The sequence below is a fragment of the Synergistaceae bacterium genome (assembly GCA_012521675.1).
In the GTDB taxonomy this organism is placed as follows: Bacteria; Synergistota; Synergistia; order Synergistales; family Aminobacteriaceae; genus JAAYLU01.
Genome location: JAAYLU010000098.1, coordinates 1 through 18,845, shown reverse-complemented (window position 1 = coordinate 18,845; position 18,845 = coordinate 1). Strand labels below are relative to the sequence as shown.

The window sequence follows — 18,845 nt, the reverse complement described above, 5'->3', positions numbered from 1 at the left end:
GATTGAGTCCTTATAATGGTGTAAATTCGAATTGAGCCATTCGCTCAAGCCTCGGTTATGATGTAGCTGATCAACCATCATCATATCGAGGAGGCGTTGAACTCATGGCTCGTATCAATATTACACTGGAAACGGAACTTTTGCACGGCCTGTTCTCAAAAGACGGAAAGGATGATGCCTTCGCCAAACTGCTGGAGATGATACTCAACCAGGTGCTGGAGGCCCAGTCGACCGAACAGATCGGTGCGGCCCGCTACGAGCGCAGCGACGGGCGCACGGCCCACAGGAACGGCTTCAGGGAAAGGGACATGACAACGAGGATCGGGACCATAACCCTGCGTGTCCCGAGACACAGGGGAGGGGGCGAGTTCAGCACCACCCTGTTCGAGCGTTATCAGAGGAGCGAGCAGGCTCTGCTTCTGGCCATGATGGAGATGGTGGTCAACGGCGTGTCGACTCGCAAGATAGAGCTTGTGACCGAGGAGCTTTGCGGGAGGAGCTTCTCCAGGTCGATGGTTTCGGATCTCTGCCGCAGGCTGGATCCGGTGGTCGACGCCTTTCGCAGCAGGCCTCTGGACGACAGTCATCCTTTTCTGATCGTCGACGCCATATACCTCAAGGTGCGGGACGGCGAGCGCGTGCGCAACAGGAGCATGCTGATAGCGGTTGGAGTCGCCGAAGGCGGGCGTCGCGAGATACTGGGCTTCAAGCTTGCCGACAGCGAGTCTGAGTCGAGCTGGGGAGAGTTCTTCTCCGAGCTCAAGGATCGCGGCCTGAAAGGCGTCGACCACGTGACCTCCGACGACCACAAGGGTCTGGTGAAGGCCGTCCGCAGGCACTTTCAGGGGGCGTCCTGGCACAGGTGCCAGACGCACTTCTCGCGCAATGTTCTCGCGAGGGCGCCGAAGAGGCATCAGCCCGGCCTCGGACTGCGTCTGAAGAGGATGTACGACGCTCCGACCCTTGAGGATGCCCGTCGGTGTCTCAGGGAGACGGTGGAGGAGTACGAGGCGCTCGCTCCTGGTGCCGTCGCCGTGCTGGAGGAAGGGTTCGACGACGTGGTGTCGGTGCTTTCCGTTCCTTACAAGTACCGTCGGAAGCTTCGGACGTCGAACGGACTTGAGCGTCTCAACGAGGAGATACGCCGCCGCGACCGCGTGATCCGTATCTATCCCAACGAGGAGTCGGCGATCCGACTTATAGGAGCGCTGCTTGTGGAGCAGGACGAGAGGTGGTCTACAGGGAAAAAGTACATGGACATGCAGGAATACTACGAGAGTCTTGATTCTTCGGAAAAGAAGACAGAAGCTGGTGCGGCTGCATGAAAATAACCGAAGGCCAATTTACACACTAAAATGGACTTGACACAGATAAAAGCACCTTATATTCGCTTCAATACAATTTTTCGTCCTTGAGGAAGTCGTTTGTCGCGTTTGTGTCGAGGAAGTCCCAGAAAAAAAAAGGAGAAAGCCCATCGCCAGGACGCTTCGAGGTCATATTACCTTGAGTCAGTAGGCTTCCTGCTTTTATGTCCTCGGCGGCCACCAAACTCTTGCGCGCTATGCTCATGTTTTTTAGTTCCGAAGGAGACGGTATCTTTTTTCCGTTTCCCAAGGACACCTCTACCTCCCTAATGCTTCGTATCATAGTCGCCAAGTCGCACGGCTCTAGAGAGGCTTTGTGGTCCGGTCCAGACAAAGTTCTGTCCAATGTGAAGTGTTTTTCGATCACCCGTGCTCCTAATGCTACTGCCGCTATCGGTATCGCAATTCCATTGGTGTGATCTGAATAACCCACAGGAAGGCCGAAGGCACGGTGAAGCGTTCCTATCGCATTCAGGTTCACCTCGCAGAACGGCGCCGGGTACTCCGTCGTGCAGTGCAGAAGCGTGACTTTCCGCTTCAGAAGAGCCTGCCCTTTTTCAGAGAAGAATGCAGCGCGGAAAGCTTCGCGAGAAGGCGCTTTTTCTCCGGAGTATCCGAATGCCAGCACTCCGAGAGCGTCTTCGATTTCTCCCAGGGTACTCATGCCAGTGGACAGGATAATTGTGCACCCCGTTCTCGCGGCTCGAAGGAGGAGAGGCGCGTTAGTTATTTCTCCGGAGGGTATCTTTAATGTCTCAAGTCCAAGCACCCTGGACAGCAAATCAACGCTCGGCTCATCGAAAGGACTTGATAAAAAAAGAATACCCCGTTCTGCGCACCGCGCTTTTAACGCCAAGTGATCCTTATGATCCATTTCGAGCCGACGGGCCATCTCAAGTTGAGATTCCGAAGCATCCGTTGTCTTTTTCTGGTAGTCGGCCTTCGAAGCGTGCTTCGAAATAACCCGCTCAGCAGTAAAGGTCTGGAACTTAACGGCGTCCGCCCCTGCCTCAACAGCAACGTCCACCAAGCGCAGCGCCATGTCAAGGGATCCGTTATGGTTCACACCGGCTTCGGCGATGACAAAGACTTTCATTTTTCAATCCCTCCATGAAATATCAAAAAACGGTTTGGACGTCTCGATTTGCGCTTTTTTCAGGTATTCTACCATCAGTTTCGCCGGGCTTGACATTTCGTCACGCTGCCTTCCTTTCTCTTTTCCGTACGCGAGCATTTGCTTAATAACGGTGTTTATGGCATTGCGTTCGCATGGGCTGTCGACAACCAGGTGGTTGCGGATACGCCCTTCTTGCCTTTTGCCGACATTGATAACCGGTGTCCCCAAAAGCGGGGCCTCAACAACACCGCTGGACGAGTTTCCGACAACAGCGTCGGCGAGAGAGAGGGTCTGCCAGTAGCGAATTCTTCCAAGTGATTGAACGAATAGCCTGCGATCAGGACGGGCTGCGCAAAAGTCGATTATGCGTTCGTTGATGATCCGTCCATCCGTGTCGGCGTTAGCTCCTGTAAAGAGCAAGGTTGCGGAGGATAATAGGTCAAGTGCTGCGAGCAGTTCGTAAATCTGCGCTTCCGAAGGTATCGGTGCTCGCGTCTCTGGGTGGTACGTCACCAGCAAAAATGGTGAATCAAGGATCATTCCGAGGTCGGACTCCAGCTTCTCTTTCGACGGGATGGGAAGGTGCAGAAGGGCATCGGCACATGCAGGTCCGACGACGAAGACTGAATCAGGATGCTCTCCCATTTGGATGATGCGCCTCCGATACTCTTCGTGAGCGGCAAAATGAAGGGAACTCATCTTTGTAATGGCGTGCCGAAAAGCATCGTCGTAAGCTCCAAGCGTTATCTCCCCGCCGCTTATGTGGGCTATCGGAATGCCCGCAAGAGACGCCGCAGCAGCAACTCCGAGCATCTCGTATCTGTCGCCGAGGATAACAAGTATGTCTGGCTTTAATCGTTCCAACGCGTCGGCGAAACCAATAACGCCAAGGCCAAGCGATTTGGTGACCGCGACGGTGGAATCTCCGGAAAGCAATAGCTCCACTTTCTCGTCAATGGCAAAACCGTCGGCTTCGATCTCTTTCCACGTCAAACCGAATTCATGCGAGAGGTGCGCCCCGGTAACGATAAGCTGCAACTGTAATTCAGGGTCGGCCTGAACCTCCTTCATCAGCCAGTAGAGCAGGCCGTACTCGGCGCGGGTTCCCGTGACTACGGCGATCTTGCGGGTCATGGGCGAACACCAGCTTTCAGCAGCACTTCCCGCAGCGTCTTGGCGGCTCGCCTGACGGAGTCCTCGTCGTTCGCGGTCGAGGCGGGGAGGTTGAGTCCCTGCTCGTAGATTCGCTCGGCGTTGGGGCAGGGGTACGGGGCGTGATGGCGCAGGTACGGGAAGGTGTGAAGCGGCGAGAATAGCCGCCTCGTCGGGACGCCGCGCTCGTTCAGGGCCACCTGCAGCTCCGGGATCGGGATGTGCTCGACGGTGACGGAAGGGAACCACCAGGCGTTTTCTGCGCCGTGCGCCTCCTTCTGCATGGCGACGCCGGGGATGCCGTCGAGGGCTTCACTGTAGATACGGGCGAAGGCCCGCTTCTTTTTCAGAAAGCCCTCGATGCGCTCCATCTGCGCAAGCCCGAGGGCCGCCTCGAGGTTGGTCATCCGGTAGTTGTAGCCCATCTCCGGGTGGTAGTATCCCTTGGAGGAGTCGCGCGCCTGGTTGACGAGATACTTGACCCGCGCCGCCCGTTCGGGGTCGCGTGCCGTTACCATGCCGCCCCCGCCCGTGGTGATGAGCTTGTTGCCGTTGAAGCTGAAACAGCCGAAATCGCCCATCGTGCCGGCGGGCCTGCCGCGCCACGTCCCGCCGAGGGCCTCGGTGGCGTCCTCGACGATCGCGATGCTGCACTCCCCGCAGATCTCGAGCAGTGCGTCCATGTTGCAGAGGTTGCCGTAGAGGTGCACGGGGATGATCGCTCTCGTTCGGGGGGTGATCGCGTCACGGACCCTCTCCGGGTCGAGTGTCCAGGTGTCGGCGTGCACATCGAGCAGCACGGGGGCGGCCCCCGCGTATAGGACTGGATTAACCGAGGCGACGAATGTCAACGCAGGGACGATCACCTCGTCCCCCTCCCCGACGCCGAGCTCCGCGAGTGCAATGTGGATAGCCGCAGTGCCGCTCTGAACGGCAACAGCCGCGGGCGCCCCGAGGTACCTGGCGAAGCGCTCCTCGAACTCCGGCACGAAGGGTCCGGCGGTGGAGACGTATGTGGAGTCCACGCACTCGATAAGCATCTCTTTCTCTCGCTCGCCCAGGTTCGGCGCGTCAAGCAGCAGGGGCATTGCCTTCACCTTCTATACGTTGTAGATGTCGCTCTTGTAGAGCGATCTGCGTTCCTTCATCCACTCTACTGTCCGGGCCAGACCGTCGTCCAGTGAGACTTTCGCGAGCCAGCCGGTGAGGGAGCGCATCTTGCCGGGGTCGGAGAGCAGGCGCTCTACCTCGCTCTTCGTTGGGCGGACGCGTTGCTCGTCGGAGACGATCCGCACCTCGCGCCCCATTATACGCGCAATTTTCGCAACCAGGTCGCCGATTGAGATCTCGCTCCCTGTGCCGAGGTTGACCGTCTCTCCGACGGTCTCGTGCGAGTCTGCGGCCGCCAGAAAGCCCGAGACTGTGTCCGAAACGAATGTCAGGTCGCGGGTGGGGGCGAGGTTGCCCAGGGAGAGCGTGTCCCTGCCGTCGAGGATCTGCGATATGACGGTCGGGATGATAGCGCGGGCCGACTGCCGCGGGCCGTAGGTGTTGAAGGGGCGTACTACCGTGACCGGAAGGCCGAATGAGCGGTGGTAGGAGAGCGCGAGGAAGTCCGCCGAAGCCTTGCTGGCGGCGTAGGGTGACTGAGGGTTGACCGGGTGCGCCTCGTCGATGGGGACGTACTGCGCCGTGCCGTAGATCTCGCTGGTGGAGGTGTGGATCACTCGCTCCGCGCCGCACTCCCGCGCGGCCTGCAGAACGTTGTAGGTCCCCTCGACGTTGGTGCGGATGTAGGCCAGCGGCGAGACGTAGGAGTAAGGTATGCCGATCAGGGCGGCGAGGTGGAAGACCGTGCCGCATCCCGCAACTGTGGACTTGACCAGGTCGTAGTCGCGCACGTCGCCTGCGATTATCTCGACTGAGTCCCGGCAGGGGGAGTCCTCCAGCCAGCCCCAGTAGCTGCGCGAGTTGTAGTGCACGAAGGCGCGGACTTCGTGGCCTTGCCTTACGAGTTCTTCGACGAGGTGCGAGGCGATGAAGCCTCCCGCGCCGGTGACGAGGGTTTTCATGCATTCTCCTCCGCTTCGGTTGAATACGTGGCGAAATCTCGCGTTCCACATAGTGTATCGTCAAAAACACAGGATAAATCAAGGGGCGGCCCGTAAGCCGCCCCCGCTTGTTGCTCTGCGTCACGCTTGAATATCGATCATCGCACCGAAAAGATCCTTGATCCTCTCTATGAAGCGAACCACCTCGTCCGGCGGGATTTTCCGGACTACTTCGTCTCTTGACGTATCGATCACGGAGACCTGGTACACGTCCGCCTCTTGGCGATACTCAAACTTGAGGCTTCGATCAAAGACCGCCGAGAGACTGTTGGCGTAATCCACAGCATCCCTGAGACGCTCCTCTGTAACTCGTTTCTCAACTGGTTCACGCGCCTGAACCGGGACTCTTTCGGCCGGCGTCGGTAAACCCGGCGGTCCGGCCTGTCCAACTGCCGCCCCTACAGGCACGGTTGGCCTTAGCACTTCCATTTTGGTTCACCTCCATCTCCCTAGCAGGAGAGGGGAGCTGACTCCCCTCTCCTTATTAGTAAACTAGAGAAACTAACGGAGGAGCTGAAGCACGTTCTGCGGAAGCTGGTTGGCCTGAGCAAGCATGGAGTTGCCCGCCTGCAGCAGGATGTTCAGCTTCGTGAAGTTCATCATCTCCTTGGCCATGTCGAGGTCGCGGATGCGGCTCTCGGCTGCCTGGAGGTTGGTCCCGGCTACAGTCAGGTTGTTGATGGTGTGCTCAAGCCTGTTCTGGTAGGCGCCAAGCCTTGCCCTCTGGCTGGAGACCCTGTCGATGGCACCGTCGAGCACGGTGATAGTACGAGCGGCGGACACCCTGTCGGTGACGATTACGCCGTGGATGCCAAGCGCCCTGGTGCCCATCGCGCCGATGTTGATGCCCATGTCTTCCTTCTCGTTGGCGCCGATCTGGAAGACCGTGGTGTTGTCCGCAAGGTGGACTATCGTCTCGTAAGGGGTCAGGCCGGTGTTGTTCGTGTAGTTGAAACGGCCCGTCTCCTTGCTGTACTCCACCGTGATGCCCGCCATCGAGTCGAAGGTGACGTCGACGTTCTTGTGCAGCACGCCGATGAGGTTGTTGCCGGTGATCTGGCTGTCTATCACTATGGACTTCTTCGTGTGGGCGTCCTCTATGGAGACCTTGAACTTGTTGTCCACATGGTTCTGGATCACGTTGAGGCTGAGCGCCTTGATCAGGTCCTCGTCGCCCACGAAGTTCAGCTTGCCGTCGTTGCCGTTGAGAGCCGTTCGGATGACGAATGTGCCCTTGACCGCGTTCGGTCCGTCATCGGTGACGTTCTCGTCGGTAATGAACTCCACGAACGGCCCTGCGGTCAGCCTGCCCTGTCCGAGTCCGTCGCGGATCGCGACGTTCATCTTGTCGGCGACGTCCTTGAGCGTATCGCTCTTGTAGATGGTGATTGCGGTCGTCTTGCCGTCGCCCTGGACTATGGTGATGTTCTGCGGGTCGTCGATCATGAACTTTCCGTTGGCGTCCCAGAACTTGTCCAGATCCCAGAGCTTGACGTCGCCGTTGGCAACCTCGCCGATGTAGGTCGAGTGGAAGGAGATCGCCGGGTTGAGAAGGACGCCATTGCCTCCGAAGCGCGCTCCGCCGCCCTTCACCGCCATGTTGATCTCGCTGTCGTAGGAGATTCCCGTGTCCTCGTTCAGATAGAACTGCTTAAACGAATAGTTACCCTCGGGCAACCCATCGTCCCGGAAGCTGTAGGTCGCGGTAATATCCGCAGGCCAACCGTACGGCCAGTCAGCCGTATTGATTTTGGCAACAACATCGGCCTCGTTGCGAGCCACTCTTTCGTTTGTCAGGGCCTCCGCTCCAAGGACAAACTTGTCGCCGGCCTTCAGGTTGGCGACATCCGTCAGGACGATCTTCGTAAAGCCAATGTCGCCGCCTACGTTCTCGAAGCTGCTGAAGCCGGCGATGGTTCCGGAGAAATCCTCGCCCGCAGCGTAGGACTGCCCGTAGTAAATCACGAGCTCCTTGGTCTCGACGTTGGTCCCGCCGCTGAAAGAGAACGACCTCGTATCGATCTGGAATATGACGTGGGAGTCGTCCGCCTCCTTGACCTGCCAAAGCTGGCTCACATTATTGTTACCCAAGAGCATATCGCTGGCACCGAGGTCTATAATGCTCGCGGCGGTGCCGGCCCTGTACGTGCCGTCCACGCGGAACTGAGCGTCCATCACTGAACCGTTGATCCTGACCCACCCCACATTTGCGTCGACAAGGGTTGTCAAGTTGTTCGCTGCCCATCCCAACCCGTTGAGGGCGTTAAGAGTGACAACAGCGCCATTCCCAACTCCCGCTGCGGCGGCCTTTCCCCAGGCTCTTCCCGCAGTGCCGACCACATTGTAGTTGATCGCAAAGTCAACTGCCAAGCCGTCGGTTTCCTCGACGACCAGCTTGACCCAGCCCACCGCCACCGTCGCATTTACGATGGTATTGAATTCAAGCGCTGAAACCCCGATTCCGACAGCAGTACTGGCTGATGCATAATACACGGACAGAGCCGCTGCCTCGTAGCCCAGGTTTATCCTGAAGTCGCCTGCAGGCAGCCCTGTGACGCTTACGTCGGAGACGTTGGAGTCCGGGTGAATCATCAGGTTGGTGATGACATCCTTGTGCTTGATCTTGAAGAGGTCGCTCTTCTGGATCTCGCCGCGCCCCGCCTCAGCCACTATCTTGAGCTTGTAGTTGCCCTCGGCTACCGCTTTCTGACCGAACTGGTCTATCTCGCGGAGTCCTCCGCGAACGATGACCTTGGTGTCCAGCTTGTCGGTGGACCAGAGCACGGCAGCGGAGCCGTCAAGCAGCTTCTTCTTGTTGAACTGGGTGGTGTTGGAGATGCGGTCGACCTCTTCCTTGAGCTGGTCGATCTCCAGCTGGATGAACGATCTGTCGTTCGACGTGAGGGTGTCGTTGGCCGCCTGCACAGCCAGCTCGCGCATACGCTGCAGTATGGCGTGGGTCTCGTTGAGGGCACCCTCCGCCGTCTGGATCATGGATATGCCGTCCTGGCTGTTGCTCACCGCCTGATCGAGACCGCGCACCTGCGCGCGCATCTTCTCGGATATGGCAAGCCCTGCCGCATCGTCGGCGGCGCTGTTGATCCGCAGACCGGTGGAGAGCTTGTTGATGGAATTCTGAAGCGCGTTGTTGGTGGCGTTTACTGCGTTGTAGGCGAACAGTGCCGGGATGTTATGGTAAATACGCATTGTTGTTTCCTCCTCTTCCTTGAAGGTCCTGCTCCTAATCCTTTAGGAGTTGCTTTATTAGGATGAGCGCACTGTAGACCATGCTTTCCCGTCGACGGGCATCACTCCCCTCTGTCTATGGGTTATCGGCAACCTGCCGGGATACTTTAGCGGCCATCTCTCTGCGGGCTGCGGACGCGCGGCTCCTTTCAAGGGCCTGCCGTGCCTGAGAACTAAATTTGTCGTCATCCCCGGCAAGATCAATAGCCCGCTGATACCATTCGACGGCCTTGTCGAGCCGACCGGCGTTCTCCCAGGAGAACCCTATTGCTGCGGCGGCGTTCTTGCGCTGATCGGGGATGTGCCTGTAGGCCGCCTCGACACGTCTTTGAAATATGTGCTCCATGGCGAGGTAGTTGCGGCTTCGCTCCTCGTTCGTCGGGTCAAGGGCGATCGCCTTTTGAAAAGCGGTTCTGGCCTGCTCGAACTCCGGCTCCACGCCGAACTCGTACAGACAGTAGGAGATGGCGAGGTCGTTCCAGAAGGATGGGTCTGACTGGGTTGATGGATTTTGGATCAGGGAAGAGAGCAGCTTCCGCGACCTTTCCACGAACCCCAACTCCAAGGCGCGCCTGCCCAGCTCTAGTGCGTTATTCGATTTCCAATGCCCTTGTCTGAAGTCGAACCTGTTGAATAGCGACATGGCGAACAGGGGGAGTTTTCTTTCCTGCGCGGTCTCCCAGGCCAACTCGGCCGTATCGGCCTCCATCAGGCCCTCAGCGCAGTCTAGCTCCTCGAAGATTCTGCGGTGCTCGGGCTCCTCGTCGATGTAGTCTATCATGGTGTTCAGCATGGCCTTCGCCGAACTTCCTGCGGCCTCGGCCGTGCCGGTGAACTCGTCAAGCTCCTGTCGCCAGGTACGCAACTCGTCGGAGGATTGCATGAGCTTGCTCTCGTTTATCACCCGGGCCGCACCGGATATGTGGGCCTGCAAGATGAAGGTCATTATCGGACTCATGTTGACCAATCGATCAAGCGCAGCGGCTGTGTCGTAGGCGCTGCGTCTGCGCCTTGTGACGCTCAAGCCTGCAGCCATAACTTTTTCGACGGTGTCTTTCAAGGCTTCAAGGGCATCGAGGTAAGAATCCAGAGAGTCCGCCGCCTCCTTGAGAAAACCCTTGAGCGAGTCAGGCTTCCCTTCCCCCTCCATCGGGACAGAACTCAACATGTCCACGGGCTCCTCCGGCAGCGGCGGGAGGCCGCGAACATTATCGGCCAGAAACTCGTCGAGGGTTACGACCTTTGTACCCTCTATAAGTAACCCTCCCTCGGTCGCATCGTAAACCTCCGCGCCTTTATAACCCGATATAATCTGCTCGAAGATCTGCTTGAAATAAAACCAAACTTTTGTCGTCTTTACCTTGCCAGCGAGAGCACCCGGTCCGTCGATTATATCCGGGTTTGACTTGTCGAGATCCTCTTTTCCCTCCTCCCAGTATGTGCCGTCGGTATGAGTCTTTCCCTCGGGTGAAAAAGCCAGGTCCTGTCCGATCAGGGCGATCTTCTTGCACCCTAAACCAAACGCCATGCCAAGCCCCATGTGAGCGCATGAGGAGCCTGAATGGAGTACCGAAAGGCCCGTAGCACCGGCGAACCATCTGTCCAAAGGCAGGATTTTAAAAGTCATTATGAAAGGCCCCTCCCAAGTCCCGCTGATCTCGGGCAGACAGACGGAGCAGTTCACCGGGATCACTCCCTCGGGTTTTACCGGAAGATCGGCGTAGTGGGCGTCGTATACGAGGCGACCCCTCTCAATCGCCACAACAAAATGCGGGGTTATCCCCATCGCAGGCAGCTTGCGCAGCACCGTGTCCACCGCGATGATTATGCATTTGTCCTGCACTTCCTTCAGGAGGTGGACGTTCTTCTCGAGAGACGGCCCTGCGGAGACTATGACGGCCGGGTAGTCCTCGAACTTGCCCCAGAGCTCTTTCAGGGTGTAGGAGCGCAGAAGATTGGGGAAGTTTCTCACTATCTGGTTGAAGCCTATTAGTGTGTCCTCGGCGCTGTTGCCCAGCGATTGGTAGCGGAAGCGGATGAAGGCCGCGAACTTTTCCAGCACCTTCTTCGGGTGCTCTGGCTCGCGATCCGCCTGACCCTTGTGCACGAAGAATAGCGTCCTGTCCGCGCTGCCGAGTATTATAGGGTTGCCTATGGCCTGATTGCAGACGCTCTCCGTCTCCTCAAGGCTCCATACGGGGAACACGCGAATATCCGACGCGATTATCTGCCTCAGCGGGGAGTTGACCATGGCGCACTTCCACACGGCGGGGTCGTCCTCCACCAGCAGGATGCGCGCGACGTGGTTGCCGGCCTTCTCCAACACTCTCTGGAGGGCTTTTCCGGTTCCGAGGCCGATGATCATCCATATGGTGTGGCGGGGGTCGTCGATGTTTCCACCCTCTATCGTGTAGTCGTCCACCATGGGAGTGTCGCCGTCCACAAGCCAGTCGTACTTGCCGGAGGCGCGGACCTCCAGCGGGCGGGCGTCCTCCCACCTGGCCTCCAGCCACTCCATGAAGCCGGGCAGCCTCCTTTTTACCCGCTCCAGCCCCTCGGAGCGCTCCGCGGCGGTCTTATCTTCCATTGTTCTCTCCTCCGCTGCTCTTCTGTTTCATAGCCTCCAGCAGGTCGTCGGGGAGCGAAGCCTTCGCGGCCCGAATGTTCTGGAGGACGATTTCGTCGTAGATCTCCTTGCGCCACACCTGCACGGAGCGCGGGGCCTCTATGCCAAGCCTCACCGTGTCGCCCCGGACATCCAGCACGGAGACCTCTATGTCCGCGCCGATGCGTATGGCCTCGCCGGTCTTGCGGGAGAGGACGAGCACCTGTCATTCCTCCCCTTCTGCGGCTGGCTCCGTCGCGGGGGCGCGCCGCTCCATCTTCTCGCGCACTTCGTCGGAGAAGACCCTTGCCCCAAGCGGGTAGTCCTCGTTGAGGCAGATGATCTGCTTGCCCACCCGGCGGATGTGCTGAAGGACGATGGGCGCGCGCAGGTTTGCGGTCATCTCCCAGGGGCGCCCCTCCGGGATCGACAGGACCAGCAGCAGGATCAGCCCCTCGTCCGAGCCTTGGCGAACTTCCTCCAGGTCCTCGTCGGCGAAGCGGGGCGAGTACTCGTGCATTATGGCCGCGGGGCGAGCGACCGGCAGGGCGACGTCGCCGTCGGACAGGCTCTGCAGCCACTTGATCGGGGCTTCGTCGTCGCCGGCGATCACCCACTCGGTGTGAGTCTCGAACCCGGGTATCCCCCGGGGAAAGGAGAGCACGGCCTCCTCGTCTACTGCAAAGGGGCCGAACCTCGTGGTATCCATCGTTCTTGGCAATTCGCGCACCTCCGGGATGTTCTTGACTGCCTGTTTGGTATCGGCGGTGGGGCTGGGGAAGATTAGCGGCTCTTGTCGTCCCGAACGACGTGCAGTCTTTTGTGTCATCCCGAACGACCAACGGGAGGAGGGATCTTGCATTGTGGGTGGCTCGAAGCAAGATCCCTCGCGTTCGCTCGGGACGACAAGCTACGCTCGTGACGGTTTTTTGTCGTCCCGAACGAGCGTAGCGAGGAGGGACCCCGGTTAAGTGTTACTGCCCCAACAAGGTCCCTCGCTCCGCTTCGGGACGACAGCGATGCGGAACAAAAGAACAGGTTCCCCACGCTCCTGAGGCAGTTCCTTACGTACGGAAGAAATTAAACCTCCTGTTGAACGACGCCGAAAATGTATGTAGCGTATCCGGCAACAAGCGTGTGGAGGTGCGGATACCGTACATTGTACAATGCTTTTCCAGGGAGGATGAACGCTATGCGCATCATGTCCAACATCCCGGCGCTGCTGGCCGTCAACGCCGCCAAGCTGCTGGGCATAAGCGCGGAGAGGAGCGTCCGCCGCCTCGCGGAGGGTTTGAGGATAGGCATCTCGGCCGACGACGCCGCAGGGCTGGCTATCTCCGAGAAGCTGCGCTCGCAGATTCGCGGGCTCGACCAGGCGGCGCGCAACGCGCAGGACGGCGTCTCGATGCTGCAGACGGCCGAGGGCGCGCTGGAGGAGGTTCACTCCCTGCTTCAGCGGATGCGCGAGCTCTCCGTGCAGGCTGCCAACGACACCCTAACCCTCAAGGACAGGACCTACATTCAGCAGGAGATTGACCAGCTGAAGCAGGAGGTCGACCGGATCGCCTCCACCACCCAGTTCAACAGGAAAAAGCTGCTCGACGGGAACGCGGCGGTGCTGTGGAGCACCGACTCGCTGGACGTGAGGGTGTTTGTGGACGGCGCGCTGCGCACCAAGGACATCTTCGGCCAGAACGTGATCCAGGAGGGGAACTACCGGCTGCGCATCACGCCGACCGCAGGGGAGGCGGAGGTGCTGAAGACGAACGTCTTCTACCTGAAGCACGGCACCGTCTCCGACGGGCTGCGGATGTCCCCGGAGAGCGGGATGGTCTCCGGCCTCCACGGGCTGCGAAGTCTGCACCTGGCGACGGGGGAGTACCGGCTGGAGACACGTGAGGTGCCCTTCGGCGGTATAGGCTACTTCGACGCAGCCGGCAATGAGATATTCAATCCGGCGGCTGTAATGGGAGTGGAGGCGCTGGAGGCAAGCGTGCTGCCCGACATCATGCCCTACGGCGAGTACCGGGTGCGCGTGGCGGACGAGGTGCCCTTCATGGCGCACTACGGCGACGTGTCGGGGGGAGTGTTCGGGACGGAGATAATCGACAGGGTCGACCCGATGGGGCGCAGCAACGTGGACCTGTCGATGGATGCGTCGAATGTGGCCGGGCCGGTGGACTCGCAGACGCGCCTTGCCTGGACGGACATAGGCGGCGCGGGGAACGGGACGGTGAACGTGACCCAGGGCGGGGGCGTCACGCCGGGCGCTCCGGGAGGAGCTCCTTATCCCCACGACCCGACCCCCGGCAACGTGGTATTCAACGTACGGGACGACTACGACGCGAACGTGTGGACGCACTTCCGGGTCGGAGCGGTGGACCCCCGCGATACCCTGAGCGGGGACGTGAACCTGCAGACCTACTACCGTTCGGAGGCCGGGGCCACCGCGAACCTGGGGCTGACCTACCAGGCGAACGCTGGGGAGCAGGTGACGCTGCGGACGGCGTTCCGGGCGTCCAGCTCCAGCTCAATAGAAATCACGGACGGGACGGACACGTATACTGTCGTCCTGAACAGCATGGACGTCGTAAGCGCCAGAAACGCGATCAACGCGGAATTGGTCCTGCGCGGCTGGGGGACCGCAACGTTGACTGCGGTTGGAGGGCAGCAGCAGATTAACATCAACAACACGAGCGGCGGAGACCTGACGATCACGAATGTCGGAGGAGCGGGGGACTTCGGCCTAGCTGTGGCGAACCTCGCGGACGGCACGACGCACACGGGGACTCTGCGCGATTATGAGAACGACCGCGTGGTCGCGGTCGGCGGTTCCGACATCGTCGCGGCCGCCGCAGCGCTGGACGGCGCGCTCGCGGCGTACAACATCGACTTCGCCGCGGCCGACGAGGGTGGCGGAGTGCGGCACCTCCAGATAAGCAACAACTCGTCTGGAGCCGGTGGCATCGCCGGCTCGTACAACCTGACGATCATGCCCGACGCGGGAGCCGTATCCTTCGAGACGGAGATGGGGATCAGTAGGGCCGTTCTATTGGCTGGCAACTCCACAAGCTACAACAGAGTGCTGCACGGGTACACGGCCAACGTCAACATCGGCAACATGCGAGTCGACGAGGTGCAAGATGCCCTTCAGACTGCGGCGAACACAGCCTTCGGACTGGACGACCTGGCCAATCCCGGAGGCAACGTCTTCGAACTGGTCACCGGGGGCGGCTCCGGGCGGATCGATCTGCGCACCTCCTCCGTTACCGCCCGCTACCAACTGACCCTGACCCAGGGCGCGGGGAGCACCGTGACAGAGCTCTTCGGAGGGAACCAGACCCTCGGGCGAAACGCAGGTGACGTGGGCGGCGTATCCAGGGACTACGACCACACCTACGCCACTCTGGCCGCAGGACGAAATATCGAGCAGTTGCTAGATGACATCGACGCCATTGATATCCTGTCGGCCGCGTGGATCGACGCGGCGAACACCCCCGGCTACGACGGTTTTCACCACGACGGCAGGATCCGCATAACGAACACGGACGGCTCCCCGGAGCGGCGCGAGGTGGTGTTCAGCGCGAGCAACGGGGCCACCCAGCTCATGGGGGGAGAAGTCACGATAGGAGTCACGGGCTCGACCACCTTCGCAAACACCGCGAACAGCAGAACCTGGCAGGCTCGCGACCAGGTGCGGGTAGTGACGAACTACACCGGCATCGACAGGAACGGCAACGCTGTTGACGGCACTCGCACCGACTGGTGGTGGGAGGGGGACGTGGGTAGTTCGAACCCCCTGGCATCCGACGGTAACCTGCCCTTCACCTCCGTCTACATCCCCGACCGCACCGGCGCGACCGACCTCGCCGTCGGCGACTCCTGGGCCCTCTTCACCTCGGCGGCGACCGTCGGGGCGCACGACAGGCTCGACTTCCGCATCCGCGACGGGCAGACCGGCTCCACATACGACTCGGCCTCCCTCGGGGCGCCGGTCCACGGCGTGGCCACCTACGGCGGCGCGTCCATGGTGTTCAACGACGGTATGCTGGACGGCATCGGAGGTGTTACCTTCGACCTCCCCCATATGTTCAGGACGGGCGTCGGCACCTACAATACCGACAATTCGCATGTCTCCTTCATCCAGCACGGCTTCGACAATATCGCCGGCGCGACCTTCTCCGACATCCTGCGCACGGCAGAGAGGTACGACGCCGCCGGCGCGGGCTGGGACGTTGCTGGGCAGGCCGACGACCGCTGGTACGCCCGCGCCTGGTACGGAGAGGACGCCTCCTACTACCTGGGGGACAAGTCCCCCGCCGCCGTGCTGCCTCCGGGGACCATAGAGGTCTGGAGGATGGAGGACGTCAACGCCACACTGCTCTTCACCGCCACCGGCGCGGGGACCTTCCACGTGCAGGGGAAGGGCTACACTCGCGCAGGGGCGAGGGTCGAGTTCGAGGAGGACATCGACCTGAACGCCCACGGCCCGGTGAGCGCGGCGAACCAGCTTGTGCTGAACGCCGGGGGCGGCGCGGGGGAGGTCCGCTTCGACGCCTTCGCGCCGGTGGGGACCATGCCGCAGGACCGTTTCGTTGTGAACATAGCGGCGCGGGCGGGAGGAGTCTACGAGAACGCGACACCCGGCGTACCGGCCGGCTTCCTCTCGGACTCGATCATCACAGTGGACGCCGACCCGTGGGGGCTGACTAGGACATCCCACAGGACCATGGAGTACCGCTTCGACTCCGGTGTTGAGGACATGTTCTACGACGACGACCCGCTGGCGGACCCGGACACCAGGCTGCGCATGTTCGGCTTCTTCGTGGACCCGAACAACAGCAACAGCGTGACCAACGTCTCCACCGGGGAGCTGCTGCTCAACGTGGCCGCGACCGGCTTCGCCGCCGGCACACGGGCGGGCGAGGGCGGAGCGGGGAACATGCCCTTCATATTGGCGGAGGTGAACTACCAGGGGAAGACGAACCCGGAGGCGGGGGCGATAGTGAACAGCTTCTTCTTCCAGGACCAGAAGAAGGGCGAGGGGGAGCGTGACTTCCTGCAGCGGGTGGAGTACGCCCCGGACGAGACGAGGAACGCGGTGCTTTTGTTCGACGTGCTGGACGAGAGGGACGGCGGCGTAACCCTGCGCGTGCAGGGGCACGTGGTGGACAGGAACGGCGAGTACCGGTACATTGAGGCGGAGACGACGGGGCTGAACAACAGCAACGAGGACTTCGTCCTGGCGGCTGCGCCCGGCTTCGAGGGGCTGCGGTTCGAACACTTCGACTTCACCGACGTCACGAGGCTGCGGAAAGGGGACCGGTTCACCCTGTCGCTGGTGGCAGACGGCAGGGCGGAGATGGACCCGGTATCCCAGCGATACGCAGTCGACGAGATCAACCTTTTCGGCGGGGACACGGACCCGGGGCTCTATCCGATAAGCTGGCGCTTCTTCGACGGAGTGCTGGACGACTCGACCACCACTCTGCGCACCTACCAGGTCGCACCGAAGGACTCGATGGGAGAGGGGGCCTTCGAGGGGAAGGTGTACGACGGGACACTCTCCCTTTCGTTCGGATCGTTCAACGGAGGAACCTTGGTCGGCGACACGTCGTCGGACGACACCCCCCGGGTCGTGAGGGACGCGGCCGTGTTCGGCTCCGTCTACCGGGAGGGGATCGACGGAGGCGTGGCTCACCGCTACTCCACCACCAGGGAGGTCGCCCAGTTCTGGGACAAGAACGGCAGATTCCTCCTCGACACGCCCGCGAGCGTCGTCATCCGGCAGGGAGAGAGCGAGGCGGTCTTCACCCTGTACGGCGACGAGGAGATCCAGTCGCTGCTGCAGAGGCTGAACGACACCATCCACCGCCAGCTCGGCGGGGGACTGCTTCAGAACTTCGTCCCATCCCCGTCAAACTCGAAGTACGCCACTCTCACCGGACCCATCACGGATAAGAACGCGATGGAGACAGTCCGGGGGACGATGGTGCTGCGCTCGGCCATAGCCGGATCCGAGGGCGCCTACGAGTTCGTCGGGGACGAGGACATCTTGAAGGCCCTCGGCTTCGTCGTTATCAACGAGGCGAAGGAGAACATGTACACTGTAGACATCACCGACGCCCACACTAGAAAGACTGTGGCTAACGGTCTGAAGGTGGACGGTGGCGGGGAGCTGCGCGGAATCTGGGGGGACGCGGTGCGCCTGAGGCTCGGCTCGCTGCTAGGCGTCGCGGGAAGCCAGTACAGCGAGGCCTCGGGCCGCTTCATCACGGCGGTGGAGCCGGAGATTTTCCGGACGGTCCACCTGGCGGACAACTCCACGGTGCTGCAGATCGGCGCGAACGAGGGGGAGGACGTGCTGCTCAACTTCGGGGCGATGGACACGAAGACGCTCGGCATCGGGGGTATAAAGGTCACGGACAGGATGAGCGCGGGGCGCTCCATCACCCTGGTGGACCAGGCCATAGACCGAGTGTCGCGGCAGAGGGCGACCATAGGCTCCCTGGTGAACCGCCTGGGGCACGCGACCGCCTCGCTGTCCGTGGCCTCGGAGAACCTGTCCGCGGCCGACTCGCGCCTGCGCGACCTGGACTACGCCAAGGAGATGATGAACTTCGTGCGCATCCAGATCCTGGTGCAGGCGAACAACTCCATGATGGCACAGGCCAACCAGCTGCCGAGAAACGTGCTGGCGCTGCTGGGGCAGTAGGGGGGCGGAAAGGTACAGGGGAAGGCCGTATAGCCATCCCGAGCCCTAGGGAAGGCGGCCAGAAACATGCCGCCCAAGCGATCGACTCGAACGGAAAAAACGCCCGTTCGGTCGTCTGCTTGTGTCATCCCGAGCGAACGCGAGACCAGCTATCGGATGTCAAGAGGCAAAACGAGAAAAATGCAAAGTCGCAATAATAAGTTTCCATCGGTCAATTTACGGACACGAACCTTGGCACAAGAATATGACCTCGAGCGACGGACACATAACATCAGTCCGTCGACGTCGCAACCGGAGGACGGGCACATACCAGCAGTTCCGCTGACTTGAAAGTCAGGAGAAACGCACAGAGGGAACCCGTCGCGCACCTGCGGGGCGCCGGCATGCGGCGGGCGTCTCGCCTGAAACGCGGGATCAGGCCGCCGCGCTCAATCGCACCTCGTAAGGCCGCCGTCTCTTGAGAACGGAGTACACCACGCAGGCAAGCTTCCTTGCGACCGCGCCGATGGCGGTTCCGTAGGCCTTTCCCTCTCTC

The 18,845-nt window shown here is 60.7% G+C and carries 11 protein-coding genes; 2 read left to right on the top strand and 9 right to left on the bottom strand.

Translation table 11 applies throughout. The features are described 5' to 3' along the window. Positions 1-104: 104 nt before the first annotated feature. On the top strand, positions 105-1,325 hold the full coding sequence (locus GX181_09220; GenBank protein ID NLM72120.1) for an IS256 family transposase: 1,221 nt from the start codon (positions 105-107) through the stop codon (positions 1,323-1,325). Positions 1,326-1,392: 67 nt separating this feature from the next. Here GX181_09220 and neuB read toward each other — a convergent pair whose 3' ends face one another. The 9 genes from neuB to GX181_09175 form a co-directional block, all read right to left on the bottom strand. Then, a complete protein-coding gene (neuB, locus tag GX181_09215; GenBank protein NLM72119.1) occupies positions 1,393-2,460 on the bottom strand; it encodes an N-acetylneuraminate synthase in 1,068 nt (355 codons plus the stop codon). A gap of 3 nt (positions 2,461-2,463) precedes the next feature. Beyond that, complete coding sequence (neuC, locus tag GX181_09210) at positions 2,464-3,615, bottom strand: UDP-N-acetylglucosamine 2-epimerase (hydrolyzing) (protein NLM72118.1); 1,152 nt, start codon at positions 3,613-3,615, stop codon at positions 2,464-2,466. After that, positions 3,612-4,721, bottom strand: a complete 1,110-nt coding sequence (locus GX181_09205; GenBank protein ID NLM72117.1) for an aminotransferase class I/II-fold pyridoxal phosphate-dependent enzyme — start codon at positions 4,719-4,721, stop codon at positions 3,612-3,614. Before GX181_09205 ends, neuC begins: the two co-directional genes overlap by 4 nt. Before the next feature lie 12 nt (positions 4,722-4,733). Then, a complete protein-coding gene (locus tag GX181_09200; GenBank protein ID NLM72116.1) occupies positions 4,734-5,705 on the bottom strand; it encodes an NAD-dependent epimerase/dehydratase family protein in 972 nt (323 codons plus the stop codon). A 120-nt stretch (positions 5,706-5,825) separates the two neighbouring features. Next, positions 5,826-6,173, bottom strand: a complete 348-nt coding sequence (locus GX181_09195; GenBank protein ID NLM72115.1) for a flagellar protein FlaG — start codon at positions 6,171-6,173, stop codon at positions 5,826-5,828. 72 nt (positions 6,174-6,245) lie between these two features. Continuing rightward, positions 6,246-8,951, bottom strand: coding sequence for a flagellin (locus GX181_09190; GenBank protein ID NLM72114.1), 2,706 nt, complete (start codon positions 8,949-8,951; stop codon positions 6,246-6,248). A gap of 115 nt (positions 8,952-9,066) precedes the next feature. Then, positions 9,067-11,577, bottom strand: coding sequence for a DUF115 domain-containing protein (locus GX181_09185; GenBank protein NLM72113.1), 2,511 nt, complete (start codon positions 11,575-11,577; stop codon positions 9,067-9,069). After that, complete coding sequence (gene csrA, locus GX181_09180; GenBank protein ID NLM72112.1) at positions 11,567-11,818, bottom strand: carbon storage regulator CsrA; 252 nt, start codon at positions 11,816-11,818, stop codon at positions 11,567-11,569. The genes GX181_09185 and csrA overlap by 11 nt, the downstream gene beginning before the upstream one ends. Before the next feature lie 3 nt (positions 11,819-11,821). Next, positions 11,822-12,325 (bottom strand): flagellar assembly protein FliW, encoded by a 504-nt coding sequence (locus tag GX181_09175; protein NLM72111.1) that lies wholly within the window; start codon positions 12,323-12,325, stop codon positions 11,822-11,824. Positions 12,326-12,778: 453 nt separating this feature from the next. On the opposite strand from GX181_09175, the gene GX181_09170 reads away from it, so the two are divergent. After that, a complete protein-coding gene (locus tag GX181_09170; protein NLM72110.1) occupies positions 12,779-18,310 on the top strand; it encodes a hypothetical protein in 5,532 nt (1,843 codons plus the stop codon). Positions 18,311-18,845: the final 535 nt, after the last annotated feature.

Bases quoted from the DNA above. Each gene is read 5' to 3' on its own strand.
- GX181_09205 (NLM72117.1), bottom strand. From the start codon at position 4,721: ATGCCCCTGCTGCTTGACGCGCCGAACCTGGGCGAGCGAGAGAAAGAG.
- GX181_09190 (NLM72114.1), bottom strand. From the start codon at position 8,951: ATGCGTATTTACCATAACATCCCGGCACTGTTCGCCTACAACGCAGTA.
- neuB (NLM72119.1), bottom strand. From the start codon at position 2,460: ATGAAAGTCTTTGTCATCGCCGAAGCCGGTGTGAACCATAACGGATCC.
- neuC (NLM72118.1), bottom strand. From the start codon at position 3,615: ATGACCCGCAAGATCGCCGTAGTCACGGGAACCCGCGCCGAGTACGGC.
- GX181_09195 (NLM72115.1), bottom strand. From the start codon at position 6,173: ATGGAAGTGCTAAGGCCAACCGTGCCTGTAGGGGCGGCAGTTGGACAG.
- GX181_09200 (NLM72116.1), bottom strand. From the start codon at position 5,705: ATGAAAACCCTCGTCACCGGCGCGGGAGGCTTCATCGCCTCGCACCTC.
- GX181_09220 (NLM72120.1), top strand. From the start codon at position 105: ATGGCTCGTATCAATATTACACTGGAAACGGAACTTTTGCACGGCCTG.
- GX181_09170 (NLM72110.1), top strand. From the start codon at position 12,779: ATGAACGCTATGCGCATCATGTCCAACATCCCGGCGCTGCTGGCCGTC.
- GX181_09185 (NLM72113.1), bottom strand. From the start codon at position 11,577: ATGGAAGATAAGACCGCCGCGGAGCGCTCCGAGGGGCTGGAGCGGGTA.